Source organism: Ruegeria sp. CDSB029, from assembly GCF_059611125.1.
Genome location: NZ_JBXWOX010000005.1, coordinates 272441 through 295571, shown reverse-complemented (window position 1 = coordinate 295571; position 23131 = coordinate 272441). Strand labels below are relative to the sequence as shown.

At 57.3% G+C, this 23131-nt stretch carries 14 protein-coding genes and 3 pseudogenes; 8 read left to right on the top strand and 9 right to left on the bottom strand.

Annotated features, from left to right (window positions below):
- Positions 1–114 precede the first annotated feature (114 nt).
- Together AC2FI8_RS08735 and AC2FI8_RS08730 are read right to left on the bottom strand one after the other, a co-directional pair.
- On the bottom strand, positions 115–957 hold the full coding sequence (locus tag AC2FI8_RS08735; protein WP_496724987.1) for an SDR family NAD(P)-dependent oxidoreductase: 843 nt from the start codon (positions 955–957) through the stop codon (positions 115–117).
- Between the two features lie 38 nt (positions 958–995).
- Positions 996–1808: an SDR family oxidoreductase gene (locus AC2FI8_RS08730; protein ID WP_496778516.1), complete on the bottom strand. Its 813-nt coding sequence runs from the start codon at positions 1806–1808 to the stop codon at positions 996–998.
- A 160-nt stretch (positions 1809–1968) separates the two neighbouring features.
- On the opposite strand from AC2FI8_RS08730, the gene AC2FI8_RS08725 reads away from it, so the two are divergent.
- A complete protein-coding gene (locus AC2FI8_RS08725; protein WP_496778514.1) occupies positions 1969–2859 on the top strand; it encodes an AraC family transcriptional regulator in 891 nt (296 codons plus the stop codon).
- Positions 2860–2978: 119 nt separating this feature from the next.
- Here AC2FI8_RS08725 and AC2FI8_RS08720 read toward each other — a convergent pair.
- From AC2FI8_RS08720 to AC2FI8_RS08710, 3 genes and pseudogenes are all read right to left on the bottom strand, one after another.
- Positions 2979–3371, bottom strand: a pseudogene (locus AC2FI8_RS08720) (site-specific integrase); the annotation flags it as partial.
- A 65-nt stretch (positions 3372–3436) separates the two neighbouring features.
- Entirely contained in the window at positions 3437–4528 is a 1092-nt protein-coding gene (locus tag AC2FI8_RS08715) for an aminomethyl transferase family protein (RefSeq protein ID WP_496778512.1), read from the bottom strand.
- Between the two features lie 14 nt (positions 4529–4542).
- A complete protein-coding gene (locus AC2FI8_RS08710) occupies positions 4543–6111 on the bottom strand; it encodes a trimethylamine methyltransferase family protein (RefSeq protein WP_496778510.1) in 1569 nt (522 codons plus the stop codon).
- A gap of 103 nt (positions 6112–6214) precedes the next feature.
- Here AC2FI8_RS08710 and AC2FI8_RS08705 point away from each other — a divergent pair, with 103 nt between their 5' ends.
- The 3 genes from AC2FI8_RS08705 (at position 6215) to AC2FI8_RS08695 (ending at position 8316) form a co-directional block, all read left to right on the top strand.
- A complete protein-coding gene (locus AC2FI8_RS08705; RefSeq protein WP_496724975.1) occupies positions 6215–7087 on the top strand; it encodes a LysR substrate-binding domain-containing protein in 873 nt (290 codons plus the stop codon).
- A gap of 96 nt (positions 7088–7183) precedes the next feature.
- Positions 7184–7702 carry a dihydrofolate reductase family protein gene (locus AC2FI8_RS08700; RefSeq protein WP_496778508.1) on the top strand — a complete coding sequence of 173 codons (519 nt, stop codon included), beginning with the start codon at positions 7184–7186 and terminating at the stop codon, positions 7700–7702.
- Positions 7699–8316 (top strand): TetR/AcrR family transcriptional regulator, encoded by a 618-nt coding sequence (locus tag AC2FI8_RS08695; protein WP_496778506.1) that lies wholly within the window; start codon positions 7699–7701, stop codon positions 8314–8316. Before AC2FI8_RS08700 ends, AC2FI8_RS08695 begins: the two co-directional genes overlap by 4 nt.
- Positions 8317–8446: 130 nt before the next feature.
- On the opposite strand, the gene AC2FI8_RS08690 is transcribed toward AC2FI8_RS08695, so the two are convergent.
- On the bottom strand, positions 8447–9637 hold the full coding sequence (locus tag AC2FI8_RS08690; protein WP_496778505.1) for a sterol desaturase family protein: 1191 nt from the start codon (positions 9635–9637) through the stop codon (positions 8447–8449).
- Between the two features lie 121 nt (positions 9638–9758).
- Here AC2FI8_RS08690 and AC2FI8_RS08685 point away from each other — a divergent pair, with 121 nt between their 5' ends.
- The 3 genes from AC2FI8_RS08685 to AC2FI8_RS08675 all read left to right on the top strand — a co-directional run bounded on the left by AC2FI8_RS08685 (position 9759) and on the right by AC2FI8_RS08675 (position 13752).
- The gene (locus AC2FI8_RS08685; RefSeq protein ID WP_496778503.1) at positions 9759–10841 is read left to right on the top strand and encodes a helix-turn-helix domain-containing protein; all 1083 of its coding nucleotides are present in this window, start codon (positions 9759–9761) and stop codon (positions 10839–10841) included.
- Positions 10842–11190: 349 nt separating this feature from the next.
- Positions 11191–12663, top strand: coding sequence for a Na+/H+ antiporter NhaC (gene nhaC / locus AC2FI8_RS08680; protein WP_496778501.1), 1473 nt, complete (start codon positions 11191–11193; stop codon positions 12661–12663).
- Between the two features lie 72 nt (positions 12664–12735).
- Entirely contained in the window at positions 12736–13752 is a 1017-nt protein-coding gene (locus tag AC2FI8_RS08675) for a GlxA family transcriptional regulator (protein WP_496778499.1), read from the top strand.
- 108 nt (positions 13753–13860) lie between these two features.
- On the opposite strand, the pseudogene AC2FI8_RS08670 reads toward AC2FI8_RS08675, so the two are convergent.
- Positions 13861–14045, bottom strand: a pseudogene (locus tag AC2FI8_RS08670) (transposase); the annotation flags it as partial.
- 113 nt (positions 14046–14158) lie between these two features.
- On the opposite strand from AC2FI8_RS08670, the pseudogene AC2FI8_RS08665 reads away from it, so the two are divergent.
- Positions 14159–14385 (top strand): annotated as a pseudogene (locus AC2FI8_RS08665) (DDE-type integrase/transposase/recombinase); the annotation flags it as partial.
- Positions 14386–14588: 203 nt separating this feature from the next.
- Here the strand turns inward: AC2FI8_RS08665 and AC2FI8_RS08660 are convergent.
- Both AC2FI8_RS08660 and AC2FI8_RS08655 read right to left on the bottom strand, forming a co-directional pair.
- Positions 14589–18089: a hypothetical protein gene (locus AC2FI8_RS08660; RefSeq protein WP_496778497.1), complete on the bottom strand. Its 3501-nt coding sequence runs from the start codon at positions 18087–18089 to the stop codon at positions 14589–14591.
- A gap of 24 nt (positions 18090–18113) precedes the next feature.
- The gene (locus AC2FI8_RS08655; RefSeq protein ID WP_496778495.1) at positions 18114–22865 is read right to left on the bottom strand and encodes a hypothetical protein; all 4752 of its coding nucleotides are present in this window, start codon (positions 22863–22865) and stop codon (positions 18114–18116) included.
- Positions 22866–23131: the final 266 nt, after the last annotated feature.

Sequence of the window (23131 nt, the reverse complement as noted above, 5' to 3'; positions counted from 1 at the left end):
TAAACTCAAACAGAAATCGAACCAGAGCCTCCGTTACGAAAACGCCTCAGCTCTCCGAAAAACTCTGAAGACGGACACACACTCGGTGTTTTTTAGACCTCTTGTTTAATTCGACTATTCTGAGACCTCATGCGCCGCAAAGGCATCCGCATAGTCGGGATGCCATCGTGAAAGAGCCGGGCGATTGTTGATAATATCACCCGCGGCCCATTCAACCCGTTTGCGGTCGAGCTCTTCGGGCACATCATTGTCCGGGCAAAGTATATAGAAATCCCCGTCCGACATGCGCTTCAGCAAATAGTCAATTGCCTCTTCGCTGGTCCAAGCGGCGGCAGGTTTTTCCGGCATGAACTTCTCAATCATTCTGGTATAGGTAAATCCCGGCACAAACAGATGAGCGGTGATAGGCACTTCAGCCTGTCGCAAATCGTGTGCCAACATTTCTGTCATGACCTTTACGGCGGCTTTGCTGGTATTATAAGCAGGGTTTCCGGGCGGTGTGGTAATGCCCTGTTTTGATCCGGTGTTGATCACGACAGCCGGGCGCGCCGCTTCGATCATGCGCGGCAGAAAAGCATGCACGCCATTCATGACGCCGAAAAGATTGACCTCTAGTAGTTTGCGCCAGTTTTCCGTGTTTTCCCAACTACCGGTTGGCGCGGCGATACCGGCATTATTCATCAGGACAGCCACCTCACCCAGCGCAAAAGCCTGATCCACCAAGGTGTTCACAGCAGAGGTGTCGGTGACATCAGTCGGAACTGCCTGAACAGTTGCGGACGACCCAGCTTGATCGCGCAATTCCGCCTCGGCGCTGGCCAAGGCCTCGCCCGCCAAATCGACCAGCACAACCCCTAGACCGTCCTGAATAAATCGTTGGGCCGCGGCTTTGCCGACGCCGCTGGCCGCCCCGGTTACAACGGCAAAGCCGCCTTTTTCGATAGCTTCGCGGTACATGGATCATCCTCTTTTCCTATGAATGACTGAACGGCCCTTCAAGGCGCCATCTTTTGCTTGAGACCGCCGATGAACGTCTCGTCATTCTGTTGTTTGCGCGCATCAAGCAGTTCTTCTGCATCAGGCCCTGCGCGAAAACGCAGGCGGTTTCGGGTCTCGGTTGCCGCATCCCAAATGACCTGCGCGACAGTTTCTGGTGCTGAAGGGTTCGCGGCCAGTTTGCCGAACAGGCGCCTCATGGCTTCGCCCATTGGTGCATAGTCCGGCAGGTTCTCATCCATTGCGAAATCGAAAGAGCTGCCGCCAAAGTTAGTCCGTATCATTCCAGGTTGGACGATACGGACCCGAATGCCAAGGGGTTCCATCTCGTAGTGCAGTGCTTCAGAAAGCCCCTCTACTGCGAACTTGGTGCCATGATAGAGCGCGCCGAGTGGAAATGCGATCTGTCCGCCGATGGAGGAGATGTTGATGACTGTGCCGGACCGGTTCTGGCGGAAATGAGGCAGAACCGCTTTGGTCACTTCCATCAACCCGAGCACGTTGGTGTCGAACTGACGCCGGATGCGGTCCATTGTGAAGGCCTCTAACGCACCATATGCGCCATAGCCCGCATTGTTCAGCAAAACATCAATCTGTCCAAACCGTTCGATGCCATCTCGCACGGCCGTTGCAATTGAGTCCGCATCCGTCACATCCAGTTGGGCCAGATGCACGCTATCCAAAGCCCCAAGATCCGTGCTGCCTGCAGGGTTGCGCATCGTGGCGACGACATTCCAACCCTTCGCTTGGAAATGTCGGGCGGTCGCCGCGCCAATTCCGGATGAGGCCCCGGTGATCAGAATGGTTTTCATGTTTTTGCTCCGCAAGTTACGAAACACATAATAGTAATTGGGCACGGATGGGTCTTTAAGTATTATCCAGTTTTCTTGCACAATGCTCCAGAAGTGGAGATCTTCTGTGAAGGTTTTCCCACCTCCGTGCTATCGATAAGAGCAACCACTGGAGGCGTATATGGGATCTCAGACACTATTGGACTATGTTCTGGCACTGCTTGACCGCGCGGGCGTCGCGCAGGGCGTACTGACACAGAAGGAAAGCGAGACGGTTTTTCTCACTCACCCGTCGACCACCTTATACGACGCAAATGTCTACCGCCCGCTGTTGTGCGCGGTCCTACAAGGCGCCAAAGAGGTAGGAACCAGTAACAGAACACTCACTGTTCGGGCCGGGCAGTCGCTGATCGTCAGTAACGCGCTGCCGGTTGTCTCAAGGATCACAGAGGCCACACCCGAACGTCCCTACGTCGCGCTCGTGTTCCCCCTCGATCTGGAACTCTTGCGCGTCCTGGCCTCGTCAGGGCCGCGGTCGTCTACCTATCAAGTGTCGGATCCATTTTCGATCTGCCTCGCTGAAACCGATCACGAAATGAAAAGCGCCCTATTGCGATATTTTCGCCAGTGCGAAACCGAAGAGACACGTCACATGCTCGCTCCGATCACGGTGCGGGAAATCCATGCCCGCCTGCTGATTGGGCGACATGGTGGCACGCTCCGAAAACTGGCGTGGCACGAAAACACGGCAAGCCGGATTTTCGCAGCTACACACGAAATCCGGTCAGATTTAGCTAAATCCCTAGTCGTTGGAGAACTTGCAGGGCGCGTGGGTATGAGCACTTCGGCATTCTTCGAACAATTCAAGGCTGTTACGGGAACCTCGCCGCTGCAATACCAGAAAGACTTGCGTTTGCTCCAAGCCCGGAATGAGCTTCAAACCACCGGCTCAAAAGTCTCAGAGATTGCCTACGGGGTTGGATATGAAAGCTCGGCTCAATTCTCAAGAGAGTATGTCCGCAAATTCGGACGTTCCCCAAGACAGGACCGCGTTCCCGAATCTGTCCAATAGGGCTGCAGGTATAAAACCAAACGTCGCAGCCCCGACACGAACCTAGGCTTTCGAACCGATCAATTTTTGAAAGCGGCCATTGGCGCAATCGAGGAATTGGTACATTTTCTGCAAAGTGTGAATCGGCCGGGCCACAGGTACTCTGACTCGACCATGAGTTCGTCTACCACCCATTTCTCAATAGAGGCGCGGGTGCCCTTGGATATTTCGAAGCGCACAGGTTTCTGCGTCTTGCTTCGAAGTACTGAAGCCCGTTCCTTGATCTGACCCGATGACATGACATCTGTCACTTTTATTTTTACCAGATTGCAGCCGCGGAGCTTACTGTCGGTTGCCATGTTGAAGAGCGCAAGATCGCGATGGTTTTCGGCAAGCTCGAGGCGCACTCGGATCGCCCAGACATGTTTTGTTTTCAAGGGGTGCTTCTGACCCACGACACGGCCTTTGTTCCAGGCTGGGCGAAGTGCGCGAATGGCCGGTAAGTTTGGTGTTTCCTTAACTGATCCTCCAATCCGTCATGCCCACTTAGGAGGATAACCCGACGTTGACGCAACCCTCGCTGCCTGCCAAGACCTCCCTAACTATGTGTGCGAGCTTTTTCGGGGTCGTAAATTGGGCTGGACACAATTGTTGCGTTTGTCGCGAAATCATTTCTTGAAACCTTTAGCGTGGTTCCGATGGCAAGCTGTGGCTGAACATGCGCAAGGGCAAGCGATTTGCCCAAACGGTGCGAGAAGCAGGGGCTGTTGATGACGCCCACCTCCGCGCCATTCAATGACAGTGTTTCTCCGCCTTCGACCATGTCAGAATGATCGATATCCAGGCAGAAGTTATTGACCTTTTCGGAACCTTTTGCGGCCATGACGGCCGATTTGCCGCGAAAATCGCCCTTGGATTTGTTGACAGTAAAGCCAAGGCCGACCTCCCAGGGCGTGTTGACTTCGGTCATGTCATATCCGTAGAACAGCAGCCCCGCCTCGATCCGCACCTTGTCGAGTGCTGTAAAGGAGCAGGGCATGACGCCTGCCTCCGCCAGTTTGTCCCAAATGTCGGTGATCACAGAGCCATCGGCAAAAATCTCATAGCCGCGTTCGCCGGAATATCCGGTTCTCGAGATACGGCAGGGGTGACCGAAAAGCACCGCAGGCGTATGTTCGAAATAGGCCAGATCGGCCAGGTCAAAATCCGCGTTCGCGTTGAGAATTTCCAATGAGGCTGGCCCCTGTACTGACAGATCATGCAGATCATCGGTAAATTCGATCTGCACGTTCCGCCCTTCCGCCGAATTCTCCAGAAGCGCCATCGTGTTGCCCGAGCCATGCACGATCATCCATTCGTCGCCGCTGTTATTGGACACTATGGCATCGTCGGCGATCCCGCCCTCATCTGTCAGCACGCACAGGTAAGCCGCCTTTCCCGGTGTGACCTTGGAAAGATCGCGTGTGGTTAGGTGATCAAGAACCGCTTGGGCGTCAGGACCGCGCACGAACACCTTTTTCAGAGGCGACATGTCAAACATTCCCGCGCGCTCGCGAACCGCATCGTGTTCATCGTTGGGATCGGTGTGGTAGGTCCAGGCGGTGCCCATACCATTCCAATCCTCGAGCCCCGATCCAAGCGCGGTGTGGCGGGATGCAAGCGCGGACGTGCGGCTAAGTTCTTCGGCCATGGGGGTTCCTCTCTCTAGTACCATTCGTCCGGCATTCGCGCTTTGCGCTCTGACACGAAGTCTTCAAGCGCGGCCTGGATGTCGGGTTTCATTTCGGGGCGTTGATAGTCGTTCAACATCTGACGCCATCGGGTGGCGGCGCGTTGATCTGCTGTGAGAGCGCCATTTTCAAACCAGGTTTCGAAGGGTCCGGCGTCAGAAATATGTGGCTCAAAATTCGCCGTCGCGTAGTGCCGCAATGTATGATTGGTCGATAAGAAATTTTCGCCCGGGCCTGCTTCGAAATAGGCATCACGACCAAAGGCCTCGTCATCCGTTTCGAAGCCCTGCAACAGTTTCAGCATCGCGCCACAGTGGTCGAGATCCATGATGAATTTCTCGTAGGACATCACAAGCCCACCTTCGAGCCAGCCCGCTGCGTGCCAAACCTGATGAGCCCCGGACAAAAGCGTGGACCACATTGCACCGGTGCTGTCCTGCATCGCGTGCCCGTCGGGCGCATTGGAGGCGGTGATCTGTCCGCCGCCGGACCGTACGGGCACACCAAGCCTTCGTCCCAATTGTGTTAGCGCCATCGTGGTCATGTTTGCCTCGGGCGATCCAAAGGTCAGAGCGCCTGTGCGCAAGTTCATTGTGGAGTGGAATGAGCCGAACACCACCGGACAGCCAGGATGCACCAGTTGCGCAAGCGCAATGCCGACCATCGCTTCGGCCAGAGTTTGCGCCGACACCGCTGCAGGTGAAAGCGGGCCCATAGCGCCCGCGAAAATGGCAGGGGAGACACAAACACATTGCCCTGCCTCCGCATAGATGCGCAGAGCCGAAGACATCGTATCATCATAAACCAGCGGCGAATTGACGTTGATGTTGGCCTGCATCACTGCGTGGCGCTCCATGAAGTCGCGCCCAAAGACCAAGCGCGCCATCTCGATACTATCCTGGGCACGATCGGGAGCTGTGACAGATCCCATAAAGGGTTTGGACGACAGCGTCAGATGCGCCAGCATCATGTCCAGATGTCGTTTGTTCACCGGTACATCTGTCGGCTCGACCACCGCGCCGCCGGAATGGTGCAAGGCAGGCGCAATGTAGGTCAGTTTGACGAAATTGCGGAAGTCCTCCAGCGTCGCATAGCGGCGGCCATTCGCCAGATCGCTGACAAAGGGAGAGCCGTATCCCGGCATCAGCACAACATTGTCGCCGCCAAGTGTCACTGTTTTGGCCGGGTCTCGGCCATGCAACTGAAATTCACTAGGGGCGGTAGCGCAAAGCGCGCGGATGTGACCCGGTTCAAACCGTACACGTTCGCCATCGATGCGTGCACCAGTTTGGGCGAAGTGATCCAGCGCTGTACGATCTCCTCGGAACTCGACACCAATATTGTTCAAAATCCAATCGGCTTGATCTTCGATCCGGGTCAGTGCCGTTTCGCTCAGAAGATCGTATGCAGGTATTTTGCGCCCCGTGAACGGCGTGCCCTCAGCGGGCTCATTATCACGGGCCAAGCGGCGTCGGCGCACGCGTCTGCGGTGCCGCGTCAGTGTTGATGTGTCTGCTACAGCGTTCAAAGGGTCCAACGTCATTTGTTCGTTTCGCGCAACTAGGTGCAAATTTTGGGCTTAAAAAATTATGTTGAAAATCGAAAATTTCTTTTCTCAGTGTTTAGAAAATTTGTACGCTATACTCATGGCTGCCCGCTTTCATCACCACGACTTGCTTAGGCTATTTGCTGAGATCGCCCGTTATTCCAGCTTTTCGACGGCGGCGTCGGCGCTCAATATGACAAAGGGTGCGATCAGTTATCAGATCAAAACGCTTGAGGCCGATCTGGGGATGGCCTTGTTTCAGCGCACAACGCGGGGTGTCACACTCACCGGTGAAGGACTGAAACTGCTCGCAATCTGCCAGACCCGATACGAAGAGATCGAAACCGAAATTCAGGCGTTGAAAGGGATTTCATCGCGCTCTTTGACTGTTGGTGTCTCGACCTATTTCGCTGCGCGTTGGCTGTCGCCACGCCTGATGTCATTTATGCAAAGCCACCCGGACGTGCAGCTTCGCATTCAGCCGATGGTCGAGTTTTCGCAGGCAGAGATGCAGGAAGTGGACCTGGCAATCAGGTGGGGCAACGGGAATTGGAGTGACGGTACCGTTACACCGTTCATGCACTTACGGCCCTATCCAGTAGGTAATCGGGCGGCAGCCGACCTGGTGAATGAGTTGGGAATAGAAGGCGCAATGTCGCAACTTACGTTGCTGAGAGATCGCGATGACAGCAGCGCCTGGTCAGATTGGCTGAACGTCGCAAAGCTTCCTCGGCAATCAAGGCGAGATGTGCTGATCGTTCCTGACCCGAATGTCCGGGTGCAAGCGGTCATTGACGGGCAGGGCATCGCTTTGATGGATGACTTGGTTGGGGACGATTTGAATGCGGAAAGGCTGTTTAGATTGTCGGCAACCGTTCTGCCTGAATACGGGTATTTCTTAGTTCAACCGCACAGAACCGCCCCAATTGGCGCAGTGCGGGCATTCTCGGATTGGGTTCAGAGCCAGGCCTGATGGTATTCCCCCTTGAGCGGCGTCAAAAAAAAAAAAATTATACGGCATATAAAAAATATGAGGAAGATCCAGACGATGCCCACAGGACATATTATGATGGCAATGAGTCTAGACGGCTTTGTTGCAAGGCCGGATCACAGGCTGGATTGGCTGGATAAGCAACCCACCAAGGATGAAGACCACGGGTTCATAGCCTTTCAAGACAGTGTCGACGTGATCGTAATGGGATCGGGATCATACCGGACGGTTAGGGGGTTTGGAGCGTGGCCATACACGAAACCGGTGGTGGTTCTCAGTCGTTCGATGACAGCCGACGACATCCCTAGTGACCTGCGCGACAAGGTTGAGGTTTCAGACAAATCTCCAACCGAATTGATGCAGAGCTTTGACGCGCGTGGTTTCAGTCGAGTTTATGTGGATGGCGGAGCAATCGTTCGCTCTTTCCTCAAAGCCGGGCTGATTGAAGACATGCGGATCACCTTGATTCCCATCCTAATCGGGGAAGGCATTCGGATATTCGGCGAGACACAAGGTGACGTTGATCTGGAACTGGTGTCGGTTAGCAGCTTTCCCTCCGGTCTGGTGGATCTCGATTACAGATTGAAAATCGGATGACGAAAACTTCCCCACCAGGGCGGCCGCCAAAGGCTGAGCAGCGCCTTTCGAAACAGCTGATCCTGAAGACTGCCTTGCCGATTGTCCAAAGCAAAGGCGTTGACGCGCTATCGTTTCGCATGCTCGCCAATCAGCTTGGGGTCACCCCGATGGCGGTGACCTATCACGCTGGCACCAAGAGACAGCTTTTATCCGGTCTGGTGGAAAATGCTTTCGCCGGCGTTCTGGATGGCGTGGACGGAGATACTCCGGTTGAACGCGCCCAAAGCATCATGATGACCTACTATGGATACGCCTTGAAGAACGCCAACCTTCTGCGCGCGATCCTTGAGGATGTGACGCTGATGAGCGTGGATCTCATAAACGTGTCCGGGGAATTAAAGGCCAGCACGGACCAGCTTGAAAACAGCGATGGTGGCGACGTCCTTGTTCACGTGCTAATAGACTATGCACATGGGTTTGTACTCTCTGCCTCCAGCGGAGAAAACAATCCCCTGACAACAGATGACTTTCTGCGCGGGATTGACTGGATTCTTGATCAAGCAGCTGGTGACCGCGAGGTCCGGTTGCGGAGAAAACAAGCGTATCAGGGTGGTCCGGCAGAACGACCTTAACGACCCAAACATCCACACTGGGCTGTGTCTTCGCGACTGCAGCGAATGACCGGTAAGCGAACTGCGAGCGCAGAATTGTTAAGGCAGTGTGAAGGTCCGGAATGGGCCATCTTTAGGGATGGCCTTGCACCTAATTTCCATGACGCCTGAGCACAGTTCTGAGGTACTCGGTCGAATGCCAGGTTTGATATGCACAGAATACCCCGGCGCAGCCTTTAAGTGTCAACTGATGCTTGGCCGATTGCTGGATGGATCCACGATATGTCCGTCCAGTTTCTGGATCGCGTAGCGCGCCTTTCCATACCGTGCCGTCAAAGACCAATTCGGTCAGGATCATATCACCAACCTGCGCATGGGGCGTATCGTCCTTGTTCCAAACCCAAACAAGACGTCCACACTTTATTGCTTTATTCGATGTGCAATCTTCAAACGCGACGATCACGCCGAGTCCGGGGGACGCGTAGTGGCCTTTTAGGTCAAAGGCATGTCCTTGGGTGGCCAACATACCCACGATAACCGCAATCACCAAAAGAGCTGTTTTGACCATTCGGATGCGCAATCGCGGCGCGACGCGGGCGAATTCGGTCAAGTATCTTGGATGCTCGGTCTTCATGAACCGATCCCACCACGAAAAATAGAGCCCGTGGTTATAGCCCGCATGTGCATGGTGCATATCGTGATGAGTAACGCTCGTGAGCCAGCCAAAGACCGGCCTGCCTTTTGCATTGGCAGGGAAGATTTCGATCCCGCAGTGCCCGATTGCATTGCGCAACATCATATGGGTCACAAAGATGAAAAGCGCGACAGGGTGTGTTGGCAGAATGATAAGAACCAAAGGCAAGTAGACGGCGTTCACCACGGCCTCGCCAACGTCAAAGCTGTAGGAGGTGAAGGGAGTCGGTTGGTGTGACTTGTGATGCAAGCGGTGAAACCGGCGAAACAGGGGCGGGTAGTGCAGGGCACGGTGCGTCCAATAGAACCACGCATCATGAAGGGTAATCAGCACCGCGATACTGAACGCGAAATAGGTCCAGCCATATGCGGCTATGTCTTGGTAGATTGTGATGACACCTGCCCTCGCGCCTAGCGCGATGGATGTCCCTGCGGCAGTAAAGATAAGCACTGTGCGCAGGCTCGTTAGAATCTCGCGCAGGATTTGACCTTGTGGCACTGCAGAGGGTCTAATTTTCTGCGCACCAAGACGCCGTGCCAGCATGATATTGATCAATAGATACGTGCCGCCGGCGCCAAGAATATACCGTAAGAGGTCTCCGCCGAAGACATCCGTGTAGATGGATAAGAGTGTGGCTAACTGAGTCATTGTCTGCTCCGAATGCGAATTGACATGTGGCGGACACTGGCTGGCGACGCAAATCAGAGCGCGCTGAATTTGAAAACCGATCCGTTTCTTGCAAAATCGGCGAGGATTTTTCAGTTTCAGTATGGCTATACCGTTGACCGGCGGGGTAAATCCGACTTCGATTGCGCCTGTTATGTCAGACCCAATGATTTTGGATATCTTCCTGCGCGGCAGTGCCATCGGCACACTCGCGTTATGCGCCGCTGTCTTCATGAGAAACGGGGGATTCCAGCGCAAAAGCATGGCAGTAGTCTTGCTGTGCCTCAGTTTTGGCCCCTACTTGATTGTGTCCTCACCAAGCATTGATCTAACCGACAGCCCGGTTCGGATTGTGCTTGTGATGATCGCAGGTGTGATCCCTGTCTTGCTCTATTGGGCCGTGATTGAGCTGTTCCAGGATGACGTTTTTGTTCGACCTTGGCAGATCTTGACCGCTGCGTTGATAGTCGGGTTGGCATGGCTTTCTCAACTACAGCTGCAACTTGGTGCAGTTCGCGGTATCTGCGTACTGATCTTCTTTTTCCATGGCCTGTGGATCGTAGTTTCAGGTCAGGCAGGGGATCTGATCGAGGCCCGTCGCCGGTTTCGGCGTTGGTTTCTGGTCTGGATCCTCAGTTTGGGAATTCTCATTACCGGATTTGAAATCACCCATCTGGATAAAGCGCTTCCTGTCTGGGTATTTGCACTACAGGCAAGTGCGTTTTTCCTGTCTGCAAGCGCGTTCCTGCTGTGGTCGGTTCGCGTGGTTCCAGACATCTGGATACCGAGCACTCCAAAGCGGGATGACCAAGACAACCCGGCGCAGTCCGCGCTCATAACGCGTATTGAAGCCGCGATGTCTGAGGGTCTGTGGCGCAGCGAAAGGCTGACCGTTGCCCAAGTGGCCGAACATCTTGGGACACAGGAACACCGCATTAGGTCCGCAATCAATCAAGGCTTGGGGCACCGGAATTTTGCGAGCTTCGTGAACGCGTTCCGCATTCAAGAGGCGCAATCCATGTTATCATCGCCCGAGCTGGCAGAGCGCTCGGTCTTGAGCATCGCTTACGATGTGGGGTTTTCCTCACTGGGGCCATTCAACCGCGCCTTTCGCGCTCAAACTGGAATGACACCTTCGGAATTTCGAAGGGCGCATTTACATGAAACGACAAAGTCACGTTTGTAAGCTATCCGCAAAACCACCTTCCAAGCCTGCTTTGCAGAAAAACGTCAGGCTTACGGCTGCCGTACCGCAGCAACGATCAATGAGGCGGACGTCTGCCAAAGGTTGTTGCCAATACCCGTAGTACAGCCTGCTGTCGTTTGGGGCTTGGGAGTGCGCAGTAATTGGAGCCAATTTGTTGCGCTTGATCGCGTTGGTCGGCCTTCAGTTCACCCGAAGAAGCCGAACCCCGACGCATCTGTGTCGCAAATTCTAATAGGATGTGCGCTCTGACCGACGGTCCCACACTGCTAAACTTGGTTTCTTCCGCAGATCATACCGCTTCTGGATCATTCCAATGGAGGAGACCCATATGTCTGCGAATGAAGACAACATACGTCAACCCGGCTTAGTGCTGGCGCTTGTGCCAATCGTGCTGACCCTGTGTGTGCTTGGGCTGCAGCTATTCTATTTCGGCGATTTTACCCCGCACATCCCTTTGGCCTTCGGGATCGCGATCACCGGCATCGTTGGCCTTATGTTGGGTCACAAATGGCCCAGCATCGAAGAAGGCGTGTTCCACGTCATTAGTATATCCCTGCCGTCGGTCTCGATACTGATCACGGTAGGTATGATCATTGGCGTGTGGATCGCAAGCGGCACCGTCCCGACGCTGATCTATTACGGCCTCAAGATATTGTCGCCCGAGCTTTTCCTTGCCGCAGGAATGGTCCTTTGCTCCATTGTCTCTGTTTCATTGGGCACATCGTGGGGAACAACCGGTACAGTTGGTTTGGCGCTGATGGGGATTGGTGCCGGGTTTGGTATTCCAATGTATTGGACGGCAGGGGCGGTGGTCTCTGGCGCGTTCTTCGGCGACAAGATCTCGCCTTTGTCGGACACAACTAACCTTGCCCCAGCCGTGACGGGGACCAATCTTTTCGATCACATTCGGAACATGCTTCCGACCACTGTTCCTTCGATGCTGATCGCGCTGGTGATTTACTTTGTCGTCGGTTTCACACTGATCGACACGTCGCAGGTTTCGTTTGATCGTATTCACGCGATCACAACCGCGCTGGACGACGCATTTTGGATTTCACCGATCATGCTGTTTCCGGCGGTTCTGGTCATCGTTTTGGCTGTCATGAAGCAACCTCCGATCCCGTCGCTGTTTGCGGGGGCTGTTGCGGGCGGTGTTATGGCAATCTTTTGTCAGGGGGCCGGGCTTCATGAAATGTTCACTTTTGCCAACAGCGGCTATTCAATCGATACCGGGGTTCCGGAGATAGACCCTTTGCTAAACCGCGGGGGCATTCAGTCGATGATGTGGACCATCTCACTGGTGCTGCTTGCCCTGGGTTTCGGCGGAGCGCTTGAACGCGTGGGTTGCCTTCAGGCTATCATCAAAGTCGTCATATCGAAGGTGAAGTCGTTTGCCGGCATTCAGATTTCCGCTATCATGACGTCTGTCGCCACCAATACCGTTGCAGGCGATCCATACTTATCCATCGCACTGCCGGGCCGAATGTATGCGCCTGTCTATCGCGCGATGGGCTATTCCCCGCTGAACCTGTCCCGCGCCGTCGAGGAGGGCGGAACGCTGGTGTCCCCTCTGATCCCATGGAATGCGGGTGGCGCCTTTGTCATCACGGCACTGGGCCTGGGGATCGCGGATGGGAACTTTGAGAACCTGCTGTACATCCCGCTCGCATTTGCTTGCTGGCTGTCACCGGTCATCGGTATCATCTATGCCATGACCGGGCTCTTCTCACCAAAGGCGAGCGAAGATGAGATCCGCTCGTGGGAGGAAAGCGGCGAGCCTGTTGCCCAGATGAGCGCCTGACCGTACCGCACCAACACCGCAACAGGTGTTGGTGCACTTCATCCGCCTTGGTCGATACTGGGAGGAGAGACAATGAACCCGAGAAACTTTGTTCCAAAAGGTGCGGCCAGCTATCGCATAGACCATGAAGGGTCGGCCAAAGAAATCTACTTCTTGCTATTGCCGAAACTGACCATGCTGGCCTTTAGTGCTGCGGTAGAGCCACTGAGGATCGCCAATCAGGTCACCAACAAAGAGCTTTATAAGTGGTTTCTGATCACCGAAGACGGGACACCGGTTTCCTGTTCCAACGGGATTGAAATTACGCCGGACTTTGCATTGCTCAATCTTCCGCGATCCTCGCGGTTGTTTGTTTGCTCAGGCATTGAACCAGCCGAAAGTACGAACCCCAAAGTCCTGTCCTGGATCAGTAGACAGAGAACCTTTGGCTGCAATCTGGGTGGAATTTGCACCGGCGCTTTTGCCCTGGCTAAGGCCGGGGTTCTGCCGGGAAAAAGGTTTACGTTGCACTGGGAAAACCACCCGGCTTTCATTGAAAATTTTGTCGATTTGGAGCCATCGGCAAACCTGTACGAGATTGACAACGAGCTTATGACATGTGGTGGTGGAAATGCCGCAACCGACATGATGCTGGACATGATCGAATCCGATTTCGGAAACGATCTGGCGGTCATCGTATCAGACATGTGCATCCACTTTCGATCCAACAATAGCAAAACGCTTCAGAAATCGGCCTTCTCGGTGGCCTTGGGCAGCCGCAATCAATACCTGATCAATGCTATGCAGATCATGCATGAAAACCTGGAAGAGCCGCTGGATATCTTTGAAATTGCGGAGGCCGTGCAGATTTCGCGTCGTCAGTTGGAACGGCTTTTTCAAAAATATGTCGAAACTTCGCCGGTCCAGTTCTATATCGAACTGCGCGTCGCGAGGGCATACGCATTGCTCAGCGAAACCGAGATGTCGGTCGCCGAAATTGCGGCAGCCACTGGCTTTAGCAGCGCTACTCAGCTGACCGTACGATTCAAGAAACGCTACGGCGAGGCGCCAACTTCTTTCCGGAGAGGATGGTCTGATAGACGCGATTAAATTGCGTCTGTCCAGTATCGGAAGTCAAAAATTTTGAATTGTTGATTTAGGTTATGTGCAGTTAGGGTCGGGCCTCGTAACCCAAAAATGACGAGAGCCGCGATCGGGATTATATAGCGCCTTGTGCGACCCGTATTCCTTGGCGCATCGCACCAGCGCAACCCATTGCTATTGATGAAGATAATCCTACTCTGAACACGTCGATCATCTACACGTGGCTTGCCATGAGACTTAGGAAAGAAGGGCTCAAGGCGCGCCATCTGCTCGTCGCTCAGCCAGAAAAGATCAGGCATGGTAACCGCTTGTTTTCGGCAACGTGAATCACGCTGAAACCAAAAATCAATGTGTCCTGAGCCCAACCACGGTCCGCTTTCCGGCTCTCGGTTCGCGAGACGTTAAGGCTCCCAAGGCCTACGCTTATCGGCGTATCATCTGCGAAATCAACCACCGATACGATCCGGATTTTGACTGCACAGGCAAATTGATCGAAAGTGGCGGAACAATTTGGTCGAAAGTGACCATGTCGCAATGAAGCGCCTACTTAGGTACCGTCAGAGCATTCGAGCCTTGCGAACCGTGAGGGCAACACTGAGTGGGATAGAGACGATCCGGACCAACAAGCGCGGTCACATTTGACACAAATAGACCGGTGTTCGAGGAGAGACCGGCTTCATCTCAAACTGTTCGAGCGCGTATAGTCCGGCCGCATGCGCTGCACTTGACCCAGCTTCAACCAATTAACGCAACAGTCCTCTTACCGCAGGTATCCGATCCGACCGGGACCCCAGTATACGTCGCCAAACCGTGCGATTAGTCGCAGGCAGAAAAATTTGGGCCTAACAGACCTCGGGCACCTTCGTCAGAGGTGATGCGCGCAGAATGCGTTCGTAACCAAGATGCGCACCTAGCGGATCTTTGTGTGGCACCTCGCCGGGCAGGGTCTCGACAACGAGGCAGCTGAGCGGTGCATCGGGGCCGAGCGTTATGTCGGCCAGAAGACTCGTGATCTCTGCGGCCGACCAGCTTGTCTGGCCGGCGGGCTCGGTTGTGGCGGTAAATCCAAAGCTTCTGTCATCGAAGGGCTGGCGCGGGCGGCGCGGAGCTGCAAGCTGGCGACGACCCAGAAGCACGTTGCGCCGGTCTTCGTCATCAGCTTGCACCGCTTGTACGTAAAGCAGCACCCAAAGGTCGGTGCGTGGCACCACAGGTTGCACGGAGCGACCATTCTTGACCGGGTCGGCGAATTCGGCGCTGACGGTCAACCGCTGGGTCGAGCGGGTGACGCCGCAGGTAAGCGGAGGAGGCGCGTGCTGGATGCCTGCGACTTGCAGGGGCCGCCCGTATCTGCCTTGCGCAGTACTCCACATCTCGGCGTGACCGACACGGAATTCGTAAAGGAAGAAACCGAAGAGTTCGGGCGCTTCGGGCGGCAGCCCTTGGGGCAGCGGTAGCATGAAGTGCCGGGGACTGTTCGTGGGCAAAAGCTTCTGCATCGCGCCCAGTCCGCTGCGGTCATCGGCCTGCTCGGGTATGATCGTGCGGATCAGTTCAAGGTCGATGGGCAGGGGCGTGTTACCCAGCGTCGGATCGCCGGTAAGATCCCCCGTGAGTACCGGATCCGGACTGGTGGCGAGCATGCGCGCGAACAGGCTATCATTCGGATCGTCGGGCGGGCGGTCGAACTCGAGCCAGACCAGCCGGGTTCGTTCCTCGGAGTGGGAATACGCTGGGTCGCGCAAGTAGGGTGATAATGCAATGCCAGCCGAGACAATTTTGGGCACCTGGCGCGGAGGCCGGGCGACGGGCAAGGTCAGATCGACCTCTTCGGCACCGTCCTCTTGTGCGGGGTCAACTTTGTATTCGGGGATGGCGGTGTATTTTAACTGCAAAGGACGCGGGAAGCTGCCGTCCGCGGGGTCGGGGTCGATCGCATCGAGGAAGATCAGCGTCGTTTCTCCATTGGCGGCGGCACGGGCGACCTCGTGGGGGGCGGACTGCCGCCAGCTCACGCGGCCCACTTGGTTGCCGTCACGCTCGATGCGCAACCCACTTAGCCCATCCCATGTCCAGTCCCTTTCGATGTTGACAATGACCGCGACGATCCACTGGCTGGTCACTTCGGATTTGGTTGCGAAGCGGACTGAACCGCCGTCGGGACCGATAACTGCGTTCAGACTTGAGTGCAGCCCGAATAGGCATCGCTGTCCCGGGCGAGCGCGCAGGCTTGCGCCCACATGATCGAGGTCGAGCGCGGAGGCAAGCCGCGCGATCGGGTTCTCGGCCCCCTGACCGGTACGACCTCCGGCACGGTTGGCTCTGACAAGCGCCCGACTTCCCGGTTCCGTAGGTTGCAGGTAGAAACCCTCGGCTACCCATCCGCGTGGCAGGCTAATGAGGCCGCGTTCGTCCTGGGCCGGGCTGCGTAGGTAGCGCCGCGCAGTTTCGCCGCGGCGCACGTCATCGGCACCGAAGTAGTTGGGTTTGTCCGAGCAGATAGGGGTCAGGTTCAGCCGCACATTACGCGAAGTCGGAATAGTGATCGCGCCGTCTGTGGGGATTGCCATGGTCCCGATGTCGGCGGTGTCAACGTATTCGAGATCTAGCAGGGCCTGACCATCGGCATCGAAGGCGCGCTCTATAGTGTAGAGCTGTTCGTAGACCGGCTCATCGTCTTCCGGGTTCACGTCTGGACGCAGCACTTCAACCGAGATCTCGAGGATGTCCACATCTGGGTCCGGAAGGCCAGGTGCGCGCTGCTCGGCGGCGGCCTGGGGCATATCTGCCTCAAGCTCGGCCTCGGTTCCGCCGGCCACGAGGCACGCGGGGTAGTGCAGTCGGGGTTTGGTAACTGTGAGCGAGGCTGGAGGGTCGGTGGGATCGGCTGCCGAAGGCAGGGCGGGCGTCGTACGCAGTCCAGCGGGCCGGACGTAGCGCTTCATCGTTGCGGTGTAGACAGGCTGTGCGCCAGGGTTCAGGGCCTCGGTTTCGATGCCGGGGCCACCGCCGGAAAGATCGCAAAGTCGAATGCGCAGATCGTATGTGGTGCCATAGCGCAACGGGATATCGGGGGGCACGCCTATGACAGGTTCAGGTTCATCGTCGCCGCCCATCAGCCGGTCGGCGAAGCGGTCGACCCCCACAAGCGGCCGGCCGTTCCAGGCAGCAAAGTACGAGGGAAGCCACATGTTGGCAGTGGGATCGCCGAGGATCTTGTTCGGTCCGACCTCGACGGGGAAGTTGGCCTGAACACTACCAAGGTCATTGCCGCCGAGAACAAGAGCGGTTTCCCCCATCGTCAAGGGAACCCAGTCGGAATTGCCGGTTTCCCGGGCGTCGATGCGATAGCCGCGTACGCCCATCGGCGCATCCAACGGCGCAGCACCGGGGCTAATCTGACGGTTGAACCAGGTGACTAGCTGCGAGTCGTCGCACCCGACATGCAGGCCGCGTTCTGTCGCGGGACGCTCCGCTTCGTCCTCACCGTCCTCGTCGAAGGGGTCGGCCCAGGCCGGTTGCGCGCCATAGACCTCTTTGGCGAAGCCGTCGTCATAACGTACGGCCTCGGCGAAGATATCGTCGTAGCCCGGGATGGGTGCTGCTGTGACGGGGAACTGTACGGCCGTGAACAGCGGGCGTGGCCCCGATAGCGGGGACAGCCGCGCGGCGTAGAGACGCAGCGCTCCGGGAATGCCGGCAAGCGACTGCCACGGACTGCCGGGGGCGAGATCGACATAGACCCAGCCCCCTTGTGAGACGACGTCTGCAGGAAGAGGGATGTCGATTGTGCGAATGAGACCTACCGCTTCGGCAAGTAAAGGCTGGCGAAGTACGCCGGCCAGAACCTGGCCCCACGACAACGGTGGGGCCGTATCGGCGATGGACGTGCCTGCGGGCGGAACGGCCTTGAGCGCGCAGCGATACGTGTCATCGGTCAGAAGGAAGGGATTGGCACCTTGGCCATAGCCTGTGGCCTCGCGATAGGGCGGTGGCGCGTACTTCATGATCCGGATCGAGGCGGTGCGTGGGTCGGTAGGCGTGACGGAGTTGTCGATGGGGAGCTCGGACGCCAGTGATAGAAACAGCGTTTCGGCCTGAGGCATTGCGGGCAAAGTGATCGCAGTCTCGCCGGCGGCGGCGCTGGCCGGTGACGGCAGCACCGTCGGGTCCGCGATGGTGCGAACAACAACGTCGAAATCCGTTGTCGCATAGGGTGGCAGGCCCGGTGCGGGGGCCGAGGTCGGATCGGTCTGGGGGGTCACCATCAGACGTAGCGAGAGATTTGCGCCATCCCAATTCTGGAGGAACGGCAGCAGCACAAGGCGGGACGCGGCAGTCATCGGGCGATCCTCCGCTTTTGATCATTACAGTACATCTGGAGCATCCTCTTTGCCGAGGGGGCCGCGCGTGATTTCAACCATCTTTGCGTCCCAGGAGGCGGAAAAGCTCAGGACCAGAAAGACCGAGATGTCGATCGATACGGTAACTTTCGAGACGAAGAACACGGTCTCGTTGCCGGTGCCCGGTTGCGCGAGTAGTCGGGCCCCCATTGCCTCGAACCGGATGGCGACGGATATGATTGGTTTGATGGCTGCCTCGGCCTGTAGCAGAATCCCTCCGCCCCAACCCATTACGGTTTCACCGATAATGGCGATGAAGGTGAACCCAACCATACCCTTAAGCTTGAGGAAGTCGCCCGGTCCGACCTTTTTCATGTAGGCAATCCCAAAGCCGATAGTGACCACGAAGGTCGTGCCGTCCTTCACAGACATGATGAGTGAGAACTTGATGATCGCAACGGCGTATAGGCCGGGAACCGCCTTGATCGCGAACATCGGTTTGCCGCCCAGCGAGAACTTCGCTTTGGTCTTTTCCTTCGCCAAGGTAACCAGAACTTCTACGCCGGTGTCCGCAAAGATGATGTCTCCCGGCAGCGGTGAGGGCGGGATCTGAAGATCGGCGCCGCTACTGGTTTTGAAGGGAACTTTCATTCCGAACGTGAATTTCCATTTATTCTCCATCCGGACATCCGGTTCGCCGGAGATACCCAGTTCCTGCAGGATTGTCAGAAGGTCCTGCACGATCTGTACGGGTCCGCCCATTCGGAGTTCGGGCGCTTCGAAACGGGTGTCGGGGTCACCAAGGGCGCTGACCTGCGCAACCGTGGTGATCACATCGCCCATATCAGTATGCGCCATGATGCGGGTGGCGTTGGTTAGGCGGAACTCCCACGGAGTTGGCTGACTGGTGTCGACTTCGTATGTGACCTCTGAGTTGGTGTAATCAACGTCGCTTTGCACGCTTCCGGCAGACGCGGTCGTGCGTCGCCCGATCCCCGCATTGAAAGTGCCGGGACCGTCAAGGCGGAAGCTGCCGCTATCAGCCACCAATGCGAAATTGGCACTCGGGAAGGGGATGCAGTCGGACTGCTCGGGGAACATGGACAACGAGTCGGCGAGGACGAAAGGATCGGCGATGATCGGGCGTTCGGTCGAGACGATGCGATTGGGTTCGGTCGGCTCGATCCGGGGTCGGCGAAAGAAGGCACGCTGCATCCCCATGGAGTGCAGGATGCCGTAATCCTTGGCCGGGTTGACGGCGAAGAGATCCTCGGCGTCGGCAAAGCGGTAAGGTTCTCCTGTCGGCAGGCCAGCTGCGCCGCGCCGGATCAGCGGCAAGCCTTCATCCTCAGGCACCGGCGAAGGGGCGCCGCTGGCGTCGAGCGTCTCGAGCACAGACCATTCGCCGCCGGGAAAGACGAGGCTGCCCCATGCAGTCATCGCGAACTCGGTTCCCGCGACAGCAATGCCGACGCGGTTCATACGCATCTTCTGCTCTCCGCCTGCGACGGCACAAACCGCTTCGACAGGGCCGCACATCGGCCCGACCTGATTGATCAGGTCGGTGTAGGTGGCGACGTCGAAGGCCGGCGGGTCGGCGGTAATGCGCACGTAGCCCAGGTGCTGTTTGACCGGTACAGGAGCGTCGGCGCCATCCATGACCAGATCGCCTTGGAAGTAGACGGCCATGAAATCCTGCCCATTGGCGGTGACGATTTGGCCGGTCTCGGCGATCTCGGTGACATTTGTGATCCGGCTTACGACTCCGGGATGAGTGATCAGGCCGAGACCTGGGAAGTCATACAGGCCATCGCCGCCCGCAACCCAGCCGGTGTCGCTGCGACCGACAATGGCGTCTGCCTTACGCTGAAGCGTGATCGTGCGCACAACAGGCACGCCGTAGGGAACCAGAACCGATTTGACGGTGACGACTTCCCGCGCGGTGCGTCCGACGGGCACGTCCAGTTCGACCTTCTCGACCTGAGTTGTGGCGTTCAGTGGGTTGTTCCACTTGCTGAAGATGCTTTCGCCATAGCCCGAAAGGTCGAGCCGCGTGACGGGGACGAGCGCAGTGCTGGGTGAGCCAGCACCAAGGCTAGAGTTGAAGATGCTCGTCGCGCTGGTTCCCAGGATGCTGACCGGCGCACCGGGTACATTCGCAGGCACGGCCACGGGAAGTTGCACCGTATGGCCGGGCATGGCCGGGGTCTGTCGATCTGCGAGCGTGCGGTCCCGCGCGCGCAGCGAAAGCTGGTGGGCGCCTTGCATGTCATCGGGCGCCTCCGGGCGGGTTTCCTGCACCCGCACACCGCGTTCGGTATCGGTCGGCGCCGTCAATCGAGCGGAGGCGATCATTCCAAAGGGGAGGGTGACTCGCGCCCGGCTAGACGGGTGGGTGTCGCCGCGAAGTCGGTCGAGGATCGCGTCATAGGCGGGCACCGGTGCGAACGGTACGCGGTCTCCGTCGGGCAGGTCGATGACCGCAGGGACGCCGGAATTGAGAAACACCACACGTTCGGGAAAGGCGATGGCGTCCGCAGGCTCCGGCGGAACGACGACCGCGGGTTCCCATTGAACCGCAGGAAGGGTCAGCAGCACCATCCAATTGGGATCCACCTCGAAAGCCAGGTCCTCAATGGCGACGACCTGGTTGACTGCAGTCGTCGGTGCAGTGCTGGAAACTCCGATAGGATCGCGCGGGCCACGTGGTGGGCGCAGCGCGACACCAAACTGGCCCGCGCCACTGGAGACATCGAGAAGGGTGATCTTAGGGACAAATTCGAAGTCTAGCGCATCGCCAAGCGCTTTCCCCCAACTCGGATCAGCGGCGGCCGCGGCGGTGTTGGGACGCGCGGCGATGGAGATGTCGGTGACCGAGGCAACAGCCGCAACGGAGTTCGACAGTAGGTTCATGGATGCGCCGGTGTCGCCATCGTTGGGGGCCGCTACAGGCGCTGGGCCCGGGAGGAAAAAGTCCAGTGTCCGGCTGCCTGGCTGGACGGCGAACCGGCTGATCAGAAGCTGAGCGCCCCGTTTCTCGGACGTGTCGCGGATACCGACGTTGGCGGCATAAGGGTCAGGCAATGTCGGTACGATCCCCTCCAGTCTGTAGCCTGCCCAAAGGGCACCGGAGTTTATGCGCTCGCCATCGAAAAAGCCGTATAGAAGGGCGTTGATCGGGTCGTTGGTGCGCAGGAGACCATTCTTTATCTGAAAGCACCGTCGCCTGTCCCCGCGGTTTCGACCATAGATTGCGAGCGCGCCGATATTCCCCATCTGAGCGATGATGACGACCGCATCCAGTAAGCGTAGCGGCACACGATCGCCTGCGACATCGCGCGGAAGGTCCGGGCGCAGGCTGACATCGGCCACATACTGGACGGCCTCCTGCCCGCCAGTCTGGGCGAAGTAACGCACCGAACCTTGGGTCGCGCGCTCGATTTCAGCGCGTGACGCAGGTGTCACGTCGCCAATCTCGATCAGTGTGCGGCGACCATCCTGTTCGGCTTGCAGGGCGGTGAGTGCAAGTCGCTCCTGATCGACCATCAAAGTGGTTAGCCCAAGCTGTCCGGGCGCGGTTTCAGAAGAGATTTGAGCCGAAAGTCCGGGGTCGATCTGGAGCATCAATGCGCCGACTCCCGCGGCCTCGCCCAAAAGCGCGGGGGCAATCCGCGCGGCCGGCAGTGCAAGGCCACCGCCGATGATCGGGGCCTCGCCCGCGATCGCAAAGTCCTTGGCATCAGAGGCGGTGACCGTGAACTCCGTTTCGGTCGGGGTCATTGGCACCAACAGGCGGTTGAATTCCGGCAGGTACAGTGCTGCGGATTGCGCAGGCGTTAATTCCACCTCTTCACCGAAGGCACCAATGGTGGCGTTTGCCGTCGCTTCAATCTGATTGCCGCCAGAGCCAATGACGATCTGTAGGGCTTCTGGTGGATCGAAGATCGAGGCGCGCGCGTCGGCGCCGGCGTGGTCCAATGGGGCGCCCGAAGTGCCCCGCGCGGGCGGATCCAGCAAGATATCGAGCTTGCAGGTGACATTGGTCGGGACGACGACCTCGTCGCCATTGACCGCAATCGGCGAAGAAAAAGACAGCGAGCCGCCTTTGATCCGGATGCCAGTGTAGGTGTCGCCAGCCACAGTCGCAAATAGGTTCGTTGCCATCCAAAAGCTGCCGCCCGCGAGGTCGTGATCGACTTGTGCGGCGGAATGGAACACTGAGGCAAACTGGACGTGCGGGACGCTTAGGAACGGGACACCGCCGGGGGCACGGACAAATCGGACCTGGCGGACGATCCGGAATATATGGATCCAAATGTCACGACCGAAAGCATCACGTACTGGCCCGATGACCGCTTCGGCCGCCAAGCCACTGGTCCAGGCCGGAAGAGCGTCATTCAGTTGCGTACTGAAGATCGGAACCCGGCGCACCGCCACCACACGGTCGGAGCCGGAGCGCAGTACTCTCTCCGCGCCGTCGATCCGGTCCCAAGAAAGCCCGTGCTCTGCAAGACTTGCAAGCGTATCGCGATCCTGGGCGCTATCGACGTAAAGTGTTCGAAGGCCCGCAGCCGCTTCCTCAGCTTCGGTTACGCTGATTTCCGCCGGAGCAGCCCCTGAAAGCGCCGCAGCGAAGGCTTCGCTCGACCCTGCCAGCGCTGCACGCCGCACGTCCAGGGCATTGGAATCGGGAACGGTATCTGGTGTGTTGGGCCGCTCGTCCTGGTTTCGCAAGAATTCTACGGCAAAGTTGTAAAGTGTTGAATCGGCTGACATATGACCTCCAAGAACAAGTGGAGAGATGCGACGATAAACTAATACTGGTTGAAGAATTGAGGTTAATAGACCGGCGTTCTTGATGAGAAATCCTAACATATTTTGCGATTCGATACGAACTTGCGACAGCGGTTTTTTCCGGTCGTCGCCTTTCCGCTTGGTTCACCGATCCGCTTTTTTCGGGTGCGAACAATCTCGCGGGGGCTCCGAAATCCGGCCCTCGCATCGTGGCGATGAACGGTATCCGCGACCGCCACGTGGCAGAT